Annotated in this window: 10 protein-coding genes; 6 read left to right on the top strand and 4 right to left on the bottom strand. The window is 69.0% G+C overall.

The features are described from left to right. Position 1: 1 nt before the first annotated feature. On the bottom strand, positions 2-1471 hold the full coding sequence (locus ACIRRA_RS04490; protein WP_402762982.1) for an APC family permease: 1470 nt from the start codon (positions 1469-1471) through the stop codon (positions 2-4). A gap of 248 nt (positions 1472-1719) precedes the next feature. Here ACIRRA_RS04490 and ACIRRA_RS04485 point away from each other — a divergent pair, with 248 nt between their 5' ends. The 5 genes from ACIRRA_RS04485 to hrpA all read left to right on the top strand — a co-directional run bounded on the left by ACIRRA_RS04485 (position 1720) and on the right by hrpA (position 10462). Continuing rightward, positions 1720-3237: an APC family permease gene (locus ACIRRA_RS04485; protein ID WP_402762980.1), complete on the top strand. Its 1518-nt coding sequence runs from the start codon at positions 1720-1722 to the stop codon at positions 3235-3237. Between the two features lie 97 nt (positions 3238-3334). Next, entirely contained in the window at positions 3335-3577 is a 243-nt protein-coding gene (locus ACIRRA_RS04480) for a hypothetical protein (RefSeq protein WP_402762977.1), read from the top strand. A 17-nt stretch (positions 3578-3594) separates the two neighbouring features. Next, positions 3595-4659, top strand: a complete 1065-nt coding sequence (locus tag ACIRRA_RS04475; protein ID WP_402762975.1) for a DUF1003 domain-containing protein — start codon at positions 3595-3597, stop codon at positions 4657-4659. Positions 4660-4995: 336 nt separating this feature from the next. Beyond that, positions 4996-5451 (top strand): GNAT family N-acetyltransferase, encoded by a 456-nt coding sequence (locus ACIRRA_RS04470; RefSeq protein ID WP_402762972.1) that lies wholly within the window; start codon positions 4996-4998, stop codon positions 5449-5451. A 607-nt stretch (positions 5452-6058) separates the two neighbouring features. Beyond that, positions 6059-10462, top strand: a complete 4404-nt coding sequence (gene hrpA / locus ACIRRA_RS04465; RefSeq protein ID WP_402762969.1) for an ATP-dependent RNA helicase HrpA — start codon at positions 6059-6061, stop codon at positions 10460-10462. Positions 10463-10635: 173 nt separating this feature from the next. On the opposite strand, the gene nrdR is transcribed toward hrpA, so the two are convergent. The 3 genes from nrdR to ACIRRA_RS04450 all read right to left on the bottom strand — a co-directional run bounded on the left by nrdR (position 10636) and on the right by ACIRRA_RS04450 (position 13033). After that, complete coding sequence (gene nrdR / locus ACIRRA_RS04460) at positions 10636-11112, bottom strand: transcriptional regulator NrdR (RefSeq protein ID WP_354848181.1); 477 nt, start codon at positions 11110-11112, stop codon at positions 10636-10638. Between the two features lie 106 nt (positions 11113-11218). After that, positions 11219-12442 (bottom strand): hypothetical protein, encoded by a 1224-nt coding sequence (locus ACIRRA_RS04455; RefSeq protein ID WP_402762965.1) that lies wholly within the window; start codon positions 12440-12442, stop codon positions 11219-11221. Positions 12443-12628: 186 nt separating this feature from the next. Further along, positions 12629-13033, bottom strand: coding sequence for a hypothetical protein (locus ACIRRA_RS04450; RefSeq protein ID WP_402762962.1), 405 nt, complete (start codon positions 13031-13033; stop codon positions 12629-12631). Between the two features lie 222 nt (positions 13034-13255). Between ACIRRA_RS04450 and lexA the strand changes: the two genes are divergently transcribed. Continuing rightward, positions 13256-14044, top strand: a complete 789-nt coding sequence (gene lexA, locus ACIRRA_RS04445) for a transcriptional repressor LexA (RefSeq protein WP_402762960.1) — start codon at positions 13256-13258, stop codon at positions 14042-14044. Positions 14045-14112 lie beyond the last annotated feature (68 nt).

Genomic DNA, 14112 nt, shown 5'->3' with positions numbered 1-14112 from the left:
CCTACCGGAAGGTCGCGGTGGGCAGCAGGTCCGCACGCTGCGGTTCGTCGTAGATGCCGAGGCCGCGCAACCGATCCGGCGCACAGACCCGCAGCGCGACGGTGAAGAGCGCGGCGGCCGTCAGCACCGCGGCGTAGGCGATCACCACGGTGACATTGTCGTTGCGGGCCGATACCGCGGCGGCGACCATGAGGATCCCGAGCAGGGTCGCGGTGACCGTGCCGAGCAGTGCCATGCCGTGGCTGGGTTCGCCGATGCGGCGCAGCAGCGCCGGGGTGGCGAGGCAGGCGGGCAGATACGAGCCCAGGTAGCCGAGCGCGCTCAGGGTGAGGAAGCTCCGAATCCCGTCCTGCGGTTCGGCTCCCGACAGCAGATACCAGACCGCGCAGGCCGTCACCGCGCCGACCGCCGCGACGATCGCGGGCGCGGGCGTGTGGAAACGCGGGTGCGTGCGACCGGCCGGGGCCGGGGCGATGCCCTCGCGGCCCATGGTGAACAGCACGCGGACCAGGGCATTGATCGACGCGACTGTGCACGCGAAGAACGACGACGCCACCCCGAGATCCAGCACCGCGCTCAGAAATCGCGAATTGTCCTGCAACACCAGGTCGGTCACCGGCGTGGAACCGGCAGCGATGCCCGGTGGCGCGGCGGCCAGCGCCACCGCCTGCGCGGACACCGTGATCAGATAGATGACGGCGGCGGCGACCGGCGTCCACGCCAGCGTGCGCGGCACCGATCGGAAGGGCCGGTAGGCCTCGGCGGACAGCGTTGTCGCACTCTCGAACCCGACGAACGCGCTGATGGCCACCACCGCGCTCATGGCGAGACCGCCGGTGCCGCCGTGCCATTCGAAGGCGCGGCCGGCCTGCGCGCCGACGCCGTCGCGGGTCAGCAGGTAGCCCATCAGGGCCAGGACCGTCACCACCGAGACGCATTCGATCAGCAGGGTCACCGAGGCGGACAGCCGAATCCCCCGCACCATGAGCACCGCCGCGGCCGCAGCCGCGATCAGCAGCAGCGCGACAATCGTTGCGGTCCCGCCGAATCCGCCGAGTCCGGCGGTCACCGCGACCTGGTCCAGATACGTGCCGACCGCGATCAGCCCCGCCACGCTGACGCTCGCGTACCCGGCGATCGCCGACCAGCCGACCGGCACGGCCACCGCGGGGCCGAGTCCCTTGGCCACATACGTGTACAGCCCGCCCGTCACCGCGAGCCGCTGCGCCATCGGCCGGATCACCAGCGCCACACCCCAGGCCAGCAGCGCCGCCGCCAGGAACGCGGCCACGCTCGCCCCGCCGCCGGCCGCGCCGATCACGAACGCCGGGGTGACCACGGCCGTCCCCGACGGGGCGATGGCCGCGACCGACTGCGCGAACACCGGCACGAAAGGCAGTTCGCGCCGGGTCAATCCGCGCACCGGCGAACGTCCGGACACCGGGGGCCGACGCGGCGCGGCAGTTCTCATGAGTGCGCCTCTCTCTGGTCCGGTTCCCTGACAACGGGTTGCCACAGCGTCGCCGATCCGTATTGCACGGGCGTAAACGTAGGTAACAACGGCTTGTCTCGAGGCGAGAGAAAAGTCCTGCGGCTTTCCCGCCGACGGTCACCGTCACACGCCCGTCGCTGTTACAGACCGTCGATAGCGTTCCGCGCCATCGGAAAATACCCCGCCACCCGGTGATTCCGGGGCGGGCGCAGCAGAGAGACGGATCCATGACGCAGCAGATCGAACGCGCCACCGCCGCGCCGCCCGGCGCCAATCCACCCGACGGGGTGCACCGCCTCAAAGCCAATGCCGTGGGTTTGCTCGGGGTGGTGTTCATGGCCATCGCCACCGCCGCGCCGATCACCGCCATGACCGGCAATGTGCCGTTCATGATCTCGGCCGGGACCGGGACGGGCACGCCCGCCGCGTTCCTGATCGCCATGGTGGTGCTCGCGGTGTTCTCGGTGGGCTTCACCACCATGTCCAAGCACATCACCGCGACCGGCGCATTCTACGGGTTCATCTCGTTCGGTCTGGGCCGCTCCACCGGGCTGGCGGCGGGACTGCTGGCCACCTTCGCATACATGGTGTTCGAGGGATCGCTGGTCGGGATCTTCTCCAGCTTCGGCACGAATACCGTTGCGGCACAGTTCGGTGTGCACGTGCCCTGGTGGGTGTTCGCGATCGTCATGCTGGCGATCAATGCCCTGGGCACCTGGTTCGGGGTGGCTGTCGCGGAGAAGTTCCTGGTCGTGCTGCTGGGCACCGAGTGCGCGGTGCTGGCCATCATGGGTATCGCGGTGGCGCTGCACGGCGGTGGGCCGCACGGGTTCTCGTTCGCGCCGCTGAATCCGGTCAATGCCTTCACCGGGCCGTCGGCGGGGCTGGGACTGTTCTTCGCGTTCTGGTCGTGGGTCGGATTCGAGTCGACGGCCATGTACGGCGAGGAATCCCGCGATCCCAAGCGAATCATCCCCAAGGCCACAATGATCGCGGTCATCGGCGTCGGGGTGTTCTATGTACTCGTGTCGTGGATGGCCATGTCCGGCAACGGTATTGGCGAATCGGCGGCGCTCGCGGCCTCCGACAACCCGATGGACCTCTTCTTCCACCCCACCCAGACCTATGTCGGGCATTGGGCGGTGAGCGCCATGCAGTGGCTCATGATGACCGGATCCCTGGCCTGCGGCATGGCATTCCACAACTGCGCCGCCCGCTACCTCTACGCACTCGGCCGGGAGGGCGTCTTCCCCGTGCTCGAGCGCACCGTCGGCCGCACCCATCCCCGGCACGGGTCACCGCACATCGCGGGCGTGGTCCAGACGGTCATCGCCTGCGCGCTGGTCGCGGGCTTCGGAATCGCAGGCAAGGATCCTTATTCCGGCACCTACACGCTGCTGGCGATTCTCGGCACCATGGCCATCCTGGTGGTCCAGGCCGCCTGCTCCTTCGCGGTGCTCAATTACTTCCGCACCCATCACCCCGAGAGCCGGCACTGGTTCCGCACCGTGACGGCTCCACTGCTGGGCGGCCTCGCGATGGCCGGCGTGGTCGGGTTGCTGGTTCTCAATATGGGTACCGCCGCGGGCGCCGAATCCAGCTCCCTGGTCCTGAAGGCCACCCCGTGGCTGGTCGCCGCAATCGCCTTGGGCGGCTTCGGTTTCGCGGAATATCTGAAACGTCGCTCCCCCGCCCGGTACGCGCGGGTCGGGCGGACCGTTCTGGAGGAAACCCACGAACGCTGACCCTCCCCGATCGGGCCATTCCGGAACTCCTCATCCCGGAATGGCCCTTTCGAGTTTCCCGCCCGCCCGAACTACAGTGGCGGTCACAGGATTGCGGGTGGGAGGAACCGACGACGTGACCATCGACAGCCGTGTCGAGGAGATGCGTGGCGCCCCGGTGACCATCGCCGACGAACGGGTCGGCGTGAACGACGCCGTCGCGGCGGTGCTGACCCGATGGGTGGGATCGATGCCCGCGCTGTACACGGTGCTGGCGGTGTTCACCGTGTACATGGCCCTGGCGGTCTGGGTCCGCTGCGGCACGTCGACCCGTATCCCTTTCCGTTCCTGCTGTTTCTGAACAATGTCACGCAGCTGGTGCTGTGCCTGGTCATCCTGGTCGGTCAGCGCGTGCTCAGCGGCGCGGCCGACCGCCGGTCGGTGCAGACCTACGAGAACGCCGAGGCGATCTTCAATCAGGTGGCCGATCTGCAGGCGCACCTGGACCGTCAGGACCGGGTGCTCAGCCGCGGGCTGAGCCTGCTCGAGACCACCGAGCATCCCTGGATCGAGCGCCACCGGGTGCAGAACCCGCCGCAGGCCGCCGATCAGGCGGTCGGCGTGAACGGCCGGATCGCGGCCTGGCTGACCGTGAAACTCGGCAGCGTGTGGGGGTTCTATCTGGCACTCGGCTCCCAGGCGGTATGGATCCTGCTGGCGGAGACCGGAATCCAGCGCATCGACCCCTACCCGTTCGCGTTCATGTCGTTCCTGTCCACCCTGGCCCAGCTGGTGTTCATGATCGTGATCATGGTCGGCCAGGATGTGCTGGGCCGCACCGGCGACCGCCGATCCCAGCAGACCTACCTCGACGCCCAGGCCATCCTGCACGAATGCCGGCGGATGGAGGCGCGACTGGATGCGCAGGATCGGGTGCTCGACAGCCTCACCGGCTATGTCACCGCCCAGGTCACCGAACTGCTCGCGCAGGCGGTGCACGAGACCCGCGAGCGCCTCGAGCATCAGGCCCGCGTGCATGCCGCCATGACCACGGGCGAGGTCCCGCCCGACGCCCACGCCCTGCGCGGCTGGGACCAACTGCCGGACCGGCAGCGCGCCTCGCATCGCGTGCAGGCCCGCCGGATCGGCGAAAACCTCGCCGCCATCGGCTGTTTCATGGTGCCCGCCTTCGACCCGGAGCAGAGCGCGGCCCTCACCGACACGGAGGTCCGGGCGCTGGCCTGCCTCGAATACCAGCGCTGGATCACCGATCGCATCGCCCGCCGCGCTGCCGAACCCCCGGGCCCCGAAGACCACGACGACGCCGAACCGCTGCCCTGGGACGAACTCCCGGACGCCGCCCGGATCAGGCATCTGCAGGCGGCGCGGCGCATTCCGGTCGTGGTGCAGCGCGCGGGTTTTCAGGTGCTGCGCGGTATGTGAGGCCGGCCGAATGGCAACGGCCCGGAGCCTTGCGGCTTCCGGGCCGTCTTCACGCTTCGAGTCGGCGTGCACGTATCCGACGCCCCGCGGTAGCACCCTCGGAACCGTGCCGTTGCGGTTCGCCCCACGACGGCCCGAACCGCCGGGCCGGATAACCCGAAATGATCACGAAACCTGCCCGACCACACCGAGTCTCACCGGTCCCGGGAGTACACACACATCACACGGGAACGGACGGCACGGTACGTCGGCGGGTTGGCGCGGGCGGTCAGTCCCCGGAACCGGCGGCGCGCCCCATACCGTCACGCTGTCGAGATCGGCGGATAGCCTGGCGGCATGCGCATTGTGATCGACGATCTGAGGGGGGACGAGGTGATCGGACTGCTCGAGGCCCACGTTGCCGAGATGCTGGTGAACTCGCCCGAAGACAGCATGCACGCGCTCGATGTGACCGCCCTGCGCAAACCGGAGATCACCTTCTGGTCGGCGTGGGAGGGCACGGAACTGGCCGGGTGCGGGGCACTCAGGGAGCTGGATCCGGTGCACGGCGAGATCAAGTCCATGCGGACCGCGACGGGCCACCGGGGGCGCGGGGTGGCGTCACAGTTGTTGCGGCACATCCTCGCCGAGGCCGCCGCACGCGGATACGCGCGGTTGAGCCTGGAGACCGGGGCGTCGGAGTTCTATCGGCCCGCGGTGCGGTTGTACGAGCACTACGGATTCGAGCAGTGCGGGCCGTTCGCGGAGTACACGCCGGACCCGCACAGTGTCTTCATGACCCGGGCGGTCTGAGCCGGAGTCAGCGGCCGACGGCCCCGGGTACCAGCCCGTTCAGCGCCCCCACGATCACGCCCGGGATGACGAAGACCACGGCCATGCTCACCAGTTCGCTGGGCAGGTGGGCGTAGCTCCGGCCGCTGGGGTCGATGAACCGAGGGGTACCCGTCGACGGACGTTCCGCACAGCAGCGTGTAGGCGCCGTAGGCCAGCGGGTAGGCCGGCCAGCCCAGGATGAGCCGAGCGGCCGGCTCCAGGCCGGCGGCCACCAGCAACCAGTCCGCGATCAGCATGATCGGGATCACCCGGTGCAGGCTGTCGTCGATCCACCGCGCGGTCGGCTGCACATCGATGGAAGTTGCGATACGAATAGTTCGGGTTGCCCACGTTGCACAGCGGAATCCAGACCAGCACCACCGAGCCCAGGATTCCGAAAACGATGCGCAGCACCCGGATCCACACGGGCGTTCCACCTCTGACGACCATGGCCCGGTGGTCGCATGCCGAACACCCGAATGCGGACGATACGCCGGTGCGGCACACTTCCGGCAAGCGCGACATCGGGCCGCCGGACACCGCGCCGACCGGCCCGGACCGACTCTTCGCTATCGTTGACGATGCAATGACCAGGACCGCCGCCACCTCTCGCGAGCTTCGTTCCCGCCTGGCCGATCTCTCGATCCGCGACGAGCACCGGTTGCGTCGCAGGCTCGACAAGGCCCGCGGCGGCGATCTCACCGACCTCGAAGCAGATATCGACGCCGCGCAGCGCCGGGTGGATGCCCGCCGCGCCGCCGTCCCGACCATCCGGTATCCCGAGCAGCTACCGGTGTCCGCGCGCCGCGACGATATCGCCGCGGCCATCGCCGCCCACCAGGTCGTGATCGTGGCCGGTGAGACCGGCTCCGGTAAGACCACCCAGATCCCCAAGATCTGCCTCGAGCTCGGGCGCGGGATCCGCGGCACCGTCGGCCACACCCAGCCACGGCGACTGGCCGCCCGCACCGTGGCCGAGCGCATCGCCGAGGAACTCGGCACCGAACTGGGCGATGCGGTCGGCTACACGGTCCGCTTCACCGATCAGGCGTCGGACCGCACGCTGGTCAAACTCATGACCGACGGCATCCTGCTCGCCGAGATCCAGCGCGACCGGCTGCTGCGCCGCTACGACACGATCATCATCGACGAGGCGCACGAGCGCAGCCTCAATATCGACTTCCTGCTCGGGTATCTCAAGCAGCTGCTGCCGAAGCGGCCGGATCTGAAAATCGTCATCACCTCCGCAACCATCGACCCGGAGCTGTTCGCGCGGCACTTCTCCGACGAGAACGGCACTCCCGCACCGATTGTCGAGGTGTCGGGACGGTCCTATCCGGTGGAGGTCCGATACCGCCCGCTGTCGCTCGAGCTGCCGGTCACCTCCGAGGACCCCGACGACGAGGACACCCGGATCGTCGACCGGGACCCCACCGACGCCATCGGCGACGCGGTGCGGGAACTGCAGGCCGAGGGCGACGGCGACATCCTGGTCTTCCTCTCCGGCGAGCGCGAGATCCGCGATACCGCGGACTCGCTGCGGGATATGCGGCTGCCGCGCACCGAGATTCTGCCGCTGTACGCGCGGCTGTCGGCGGCCGAGCAGCACCGGGTGTTCGAGTCGCACACCGGCCGGCGCGTGGTGCTCGCCACCAATGTGGCCGAGACCTCGCTCACGGTGCCGGGCATCCGGTACGTGATCGACCCTGGCACCGCACGCATTTCGCGCTACTCCATGCGCACGAAGGTGCAGCGGCTGCCCATCGAGTCCATCTCGCAGGCGTCGGCGCGTCAGCGGTCCGGTCGCTGCGGCCGTGTCGCGGACGGTATCGCCATCCGGCTGTATTCCGAGGACGACTTCGAATCCCGGTCGCAGTTCACCGAACCCGAGATCCTGCGTACCAACCTGGCCGCCGTCATTCTCCAGATGACCGCGCTCGGTCTCGGCGATATCGAGAGCTTCCCGTTCGTCGAAGCCCCCGACGCCCGCGCCATTCGCGACGGCATCGCGCTGCTCGAGGAGCTCGGCGCGCTGGCCCGGGCGGAGGCCGAAGCCGGTGCGCGCAAGGACATTCCCGACGCCGGTCTGATCCTCACCCCCATCGGCCGCGAAATGGCGCAGATCCCGGTCGATCCGCGCATGGCCCGCATGCTGGTCGAGGCGAACCGCGGCGGCTGCCTCGCCGAGGTCCTCATCATCGTCGCGGCCCTGTCCATCCAGGACGTCCGCGAACGCCCCGTCGAACACCAGCAGGCCGCCGACACCAAACACGCGCGCTTCACCATCGAGGGCTCCGACTTCCTGGCCTACCTGCGCCTCTGGGATTACCTCCGCGAACAGCGGAATACCCTGTCCTCCAACCAGTTCCGCCGTCTGTGCCGCGACGAGTTCCTGCACTACCTCCGCATTCGCGAATGGCAGGACCTGCACGGCCAACTCCGCACCATCACCCGCGGCCTCGGCTGGAACACCGAAGGCTCGGACGCCCAATTCGACCGCACCGCAGCGCCTTCCGGCGACGCCGAGGGCGCCCCGCGCAACCGCCGCGGCCGGAGTGCGAGCCGCGCCGATCGCATCGAGAGCAGAGCTGGAACCGGATCCGGCGACCATACCGCCACCAATGACGCTCGCGACGGTCATACCGGACGAAACCAGCGAGGTAGCGACGCTGCGCACGCCAGCGACCCGGGGCAGGGTCGTAACTCGAACCGCGGCAATTCTTCCGACCGCGGCGGGCAGCCCCGGCAGAGCGACGCGTCCAACCGCGCCGTACCCGCAGCGGCCGGCAACGACTCGGGCCGTGCGAGCCGATCTCGGAGTTCGCGCGGCAGCACACGCGGCGCGGCATCGGACAGCAGCAGGGCGGAGTCGGCCGAGACCCTCGCGGCGAAAGCGGGGTTGGCCAACGACTCGCTGCCGTGGGATGTGACGTCGATTCATCAGGCGCTGCTGGCGGGCATGCTGTCGCACATCGGTGTGCGGGAGGCCGAGACCCGGGAGTTCCTGGGGGCGCGCAATGCCAAGTTCATGATCTTCCCGGGATCGTCGCTGGCCAAGAAGCCGCCGCGATGGGTGATGGCGGCCGAGCTGGTGGAGACCTCGCGGTTGTGGGGGCGGACGGCGGCCCGGATCGAACCCGAGTGGGCCGAGCGGCTGGCCGGGGACCTGGTGAAACGCACATATTCCGAACCGCATTGGTCGGCGAAACGGGGTGCGGCGGCGGCCTACGAGCGGGTGACGCTGTACGGCATTCCGCTGGTAACCCAGCGGCGGGTGGACTTCGGGCGGATCGATCCGGAGTTGTCGCGGGAGCTGTTCATCCGACACGCGCTGGTGCAGGGCGAGTGGCAGACCCAGCACGACTTCTTCGCGCGGAACCGCGAATTGCTCGACGACGTCGCGGATCTGGAACATCGGGCGCGACGGCGCGACATCCTGGTCGACGATCAGGTGCTGTTCGACTTCTACGACCAGCGCATCCCGTCGGACATCGTGTCGGTGCGGCACTTCGACAGCTGGTGGCGCAAGACCCAGCGCACCGATCCGAACCTGCTGGACTTCACCGCCTCCACGGTGGTGAACGAGGATGCGGCGCTGCTGGATCCGACCGCCTACCCCGACAGCTGGCGGCAGGGCGAACTGACATTCCCGCTCACCTACCAATTCGAGCCCGGTCAGGCCGACGACGGTGTCACCGTGCACATTCCGATCGCCCAGCTCGCGCACGTGCGCTCGGTCGGTTTCGACTGGCTGGTCCCGGGCATGCGCGAGGAACTGGCCGCCGCGTTCATCAAGACGCTGCCGAAACAGCTGCGCCGCACCGTGGTTCCCGCACCCGACTTCGCCAAGGCCGCCCTGGACCGCCTCACCCCGCGTGCCGAACCACTGCGCACCGGGCTGGCCCGGGAGCTGTCGCAGCTCGGCTCGGTGACCATCGCCGCCGCCATGCTCGATCCGGCGGGCCTGCCCGACCACCTGCGCATGACCTTCGCCGCCACCGACCCGACGAGCGCCGTCGTGGCCCGCAGCAAGAGCCTGGCCGAGCTGAAATCCACCCTGGCGGAACAGGTCTCGAAGTCGGTGGCGCGCGCCAACAATGCCGCCGAGCGAGCCCCGTCCACGGTGTGGACCTCCGAATCCCTGGGCACCCTGCCGTCCTCGGTGAAGCGCCAGGTCAGCGGCCAGACCATTACCGGCTATCCGGCCCTGGTCGCCGAACCGGACGGCGTGGCGGTGCGTGTCCTCAGCTCCCCCGCCGCCCAGGCCACCGCCATGCGCACCGGCACCCGCGCCCTGCTGCTGGGGGCGATCACCACCAATACCCGCGCCGTCACCGCCGGCCTGCCGCCCACCGATCGCCTTGCGCTGAGCCAGAATCCGTACGGCACCCTCGACGCCCTGGTCGAGGACTGCCGCGCCTGCGCCGCCGACGAACTCATCGCCGCCAACGGCGGACCGGTGCGCAGCCCCGAGCAGTTCCAGGCGCTGGTGGAGAAGGTCCGCCCGCAGTTCACCACGGCCGTCGCGACCATCGTCCGCTCGGTCGTCCCGGTTCTCGCCGAGGCGCACCGGCTGCGCGCCGCCCTCGCCGAATCCCGCGACCGCGACGCCACCGACGATGTCACGCACCAGCTCGACGATCTGATCTTCCCCGGATTCATCGCCGAGTGGGGCAGCGGCCGGCTGCGGGAACTCCCCCGCTATCTGGAAGCCGCCCGCCTGCGCCTGGAGGCGCTCCCCGCGTCCGCCAACCGCGACCGCGCCGGCCTGGCCGAACTCGACCGCGTCCACGCCGCCTACGACCGCCTCGTCGGCAATCTCCCCGAGTCCCGCCGGGGCGGCCGCGACATCATAGAAATCTGGTGGATGATCGAGGAACTCCGCGTCAGCCTGTTCGCCCAGCAACTCGGCACCCCATACCCCGTGTCGCCGAAGCGCATCGAGAAGGCGATCGACATCGCCCGCCGCCCACCCCAGCAAAAGCGCTGACGAGGCGCTACCTCCGCGCGCATGCACCGGTCCACATGCCTTCTCGGAAACGGTTGCGGGCCGGCGCATCGCCCGGCGGCGAGGCATGAGACGCCGGAAATGAAGCGGTCCGGCTCCGAATTGCTCGGAGCCGGACCGGAAATCGAGGTGGGAGACCGATAGCGGTCGCCCAGTTACTTGGTCGCCGCGCCCACGGTGTGATCGGCGCGGTGCTTGCGCAGGTCGGCGATCTCGCGTTCGAAATCCTCGGCGGAGCTGAAGGATCGGTAAACCGAGGCGAAGCGGAGGTAGGCGACCTCGTCGAGGTCGCGCAGCGGGCCGAGGATGGCGAGGCCGACCTCGTGGCTGGGCACCTCGGGGGAACCCTTGGCGCGCACCGCATCCTCCACCTGTTGAGCGAGCAGGTTCAGCGCGTCGGAATCGACCTCGCGGCCCTGGCAGGCGCGGCTGACGCCGCGGATGACCTTCTCGCGGCTGAACGGCTCGGTGACACCGCTACGTTTCACGACCGACAGGATCGCCGTTTCGACCGTCGTGAACCTGCGCCCACATTCCGGGCAGGCACGACGCCTCCTGATGGCGGTGCCTTCCTCGGCCTCACGCGAGTCGACCACCCTCGAATCGGGATGACGACAGTACGGGCAATGCATCCGGGATCCTTCGTCGATGCCTGGGCTTCCACAGCAACCTCGAGCAACCTCGAGGATACCGTGACGGACCCGATCGGCGGCGTCCGCCCGTGTCCACAGGCCCGAATCAGGTGGTCACCTGCCACTGCGAAGTGAGGTCGGCCAGCAGATCCGGCAACCGCTGCACGAGCCGTCCATTGGCCAGCATGACCGGGAACGGTACGGCCAGAACCGGTCTCGCGGCGGCCGGATTCGCGCACAGTTCCAGGTAGCGCGGCAGCAGATCGTGGGTGATGTAGTTCCACCGCGTGTCGCGGTCGGCCCAGTTGAAGTCGGGCAGCGGGGCGCGCAGCGACATCGCGCCCGCGGTGAGGATGGTGGGCGCGAAGACGCCGGGCGCGCGCACGCCGGGAACGGCGGCCTTGCCCGCGATCGTGCTCACATAGGTCATGACCCGGCCCATGTCGCCGCGGCCGCGCGAGGTGACGTCCCACTGGTCGGCGATGATCTGGTTCTGTTCCCGGTCGGTCATGCGCAGCGCGGCGTCGGCCAGGCCGTCGGGGGTGCCCGCGTCGAGCTCGCGCCAGGCGGTGATGGCGTTCTCGTCGAGCACGCCGGCCCGGTACATCTCCTCGACACCGGCCAGGCCCGCGGCCGCGTAGGCCTCGTGCATGGGCACCTGGTCGATGAAGATGTGCTTCTGCATGATCATCAGCCGGGTCTGGTACCAGGCCAGATCGTCAGCGGTGAGCCGCTCGCCCGCGGTGCCCAAGGTGCGGATGTCGGCGGACAGGATGTCGAGCAGCTGCGGCGGGGTGCCACGCAGCAGATCGGCCACCGAGTCACCGAGCTGATGGATGCCCGGCACGGTGAGAATGGCCGACACATCGCCCATGTCGAAGAAGCCCGACGCGAACGACCCGCCGGCCAGCCCGGCCAGACCGGTCCACCAGTAGTCCGGGCGAGCGTTGTTGAGCCGCAGGTAGTTCACGTAGACCTGGGTGAAGGTCCGGGTATTGGCCGCGACGCCGCGCCCGGGATCCCAGGCCGCCAGATCGATATCGGCATTCCGGGTCGCGGTGACCAGCCAGTACTGATGCAGCAGGGTCGCGTAGTGCCGCGGTTCGACACCCGCGGCGCGCGCGTCGTCGAGCGCGGCGCGCAGGGTGTCCGGATCCAGGGGCAGTGCGGGATTCAATCCGCCACCTCCCGCGCCGTCACCATTGACCGACGGCAGATCCAGATACTCGGCATAGGCGGACTCCGCATGCGCGGCCGGTGCGGTCACCAGCCCGATCATCAGGCAGATGAGGACACCGGCCACCCGGATCAGCCCTCGAACTCTCGGCATCGACGCCCCCTGTCGCTGTGCGCGCGGGCCGGAGCACCGACCGCGCGGATGTAGCCTCTGTCACATCCAGGGGGACGCTAGCAACACGTTTCAGTTTTCAATCTGCATTTTCGGCCACGCCCATGGCCGTCGAGCTCTATCCCGAATAGCGGCTACGACCGGGCAACTATCACAGCAGCGAGCTCGCTATCGCACCGGTGACTGGACCATCTGGACCGAGGACGGGGTGGTCTGCGAATCGAAGTCGCCGGAACGCAAGTGGGCCAGGGCGATCAGACCGGCCACGGCCAATGCGCTCATCAGCGCGGTGACGGCGAGGACCGCGAGACCGATCTGGGCGCGCTGCACCCGATCCAGCGGATGAATGCCCCGGGCGCGCCGGGCCGCGTATCGCACAACGACATGGTCGCGTCGAACACCTGCGCCGGCGATGGGCCGGACCCGCGCGCGGCAGGGGCGGCGGTCCACGGCGGGACGGCCCGCGGCCGCGGGCGTCCGGGGCCGGAACCGATCGGAACGCAGCCCCCAGGGGATGCTGTCGAATCCCAGATCGCTTCCCAGAGTGTCGATTTCGCTGACCACGGCGCGCATCGAAGAAACCTCCAAAGTAGGGCGGACCGAATGATGCTGGACAACTGACTCGATCATGTGTTCGAAGAACTGATGTTCGAATTTCTACCACGGCCCACCGACAATGTCACTGATTTCCCCGACATGCGTCGAACAGATGTTTGATCACACGCGTCACACGGACTACAGTCGAGACACAAGTTCCCCGGACGCACCACGGACCGCATCCGGGAACGAATTCCGGTGAGCGACAGCAGTGAACGGAGGACGGCGGCGGTGAGCGAACACGGCGGCGCGGATGGTGAGAACGGACCCCTTGGTCCCGACGGTGGTGGCCCCCTGTCCGAATCGTCCGGTGTCGGCGCCGATCTGACCGTGCGCCAGCGCAAGGTGCTGGAGGTCATCCGCGCCTCGGTGCACGACCGCGGCTATCCGCCCAGCATCCGCGAGATCGGCGATGCCGTCGGCCTCACCTCGACTTCCTCGGTGGCACACCAGCTCCGGGCGCTCGAGCGCAAGGGCTATCTACGTCGCGACCCCAATCGCCCACGCGCCGTGGACGTCCGGGGCCTGGACGAGACGGCGGTGCGCGCCGCCGCCGGCGTGTCGCAGCTGCGCGCGGTCAATACCGAGGCCGACGCCTCCGACGAGCACCCCATCCCGACCTACGTTCCGGTGCTGGGCCGGATCGCCGCCGGTGGCCCGATCCTGGCCGAGCAGGCGGTGGAGGATGTCTTCCCGCTGCCGCGCGAACTGGTCGGCGAGGGCTCGCTGTTCCTGCTGAAGGTCGTCGGTCAGTCCATGATCGACGCCGCCATCTGCGACGGCGACTGGGTGGTCGTGCGTCAGCAGAACGTGGCCGACAATGGGGACATCGTGGCCGCCATGATCGACGGCGAGGCCACCGTGAAGACCTTCAAGCGCACCGGTTCCCAGGTGTGGCTGATGCCGCACAACCCCCTGTTCGAGCCGATTCCGGGCAATGACGCCCAGATTCTCGGCAAGGTCGTCACGGTCATCCGCAAGATCTGACCGTGCCCGCACTGCCGTGGCCCGGTGACCGCCCCGCAGACCGGCCGCCGGGTCACGACAGTCGTCTC

The sequence above is a fragment of the Nocardia sp. NPDC101769 genome, from assembly GCF_044766925.1.
Lineage (GTDB): Bacteria > Actinomycetota > Actinomycetes > Mycobacteriales > Mycobacteriaceae > Nocardia.
Note: the sequence above shows the minus strand (reverse complement) of the source record. Positions and strands in the feature narration are given on the sequence as shown.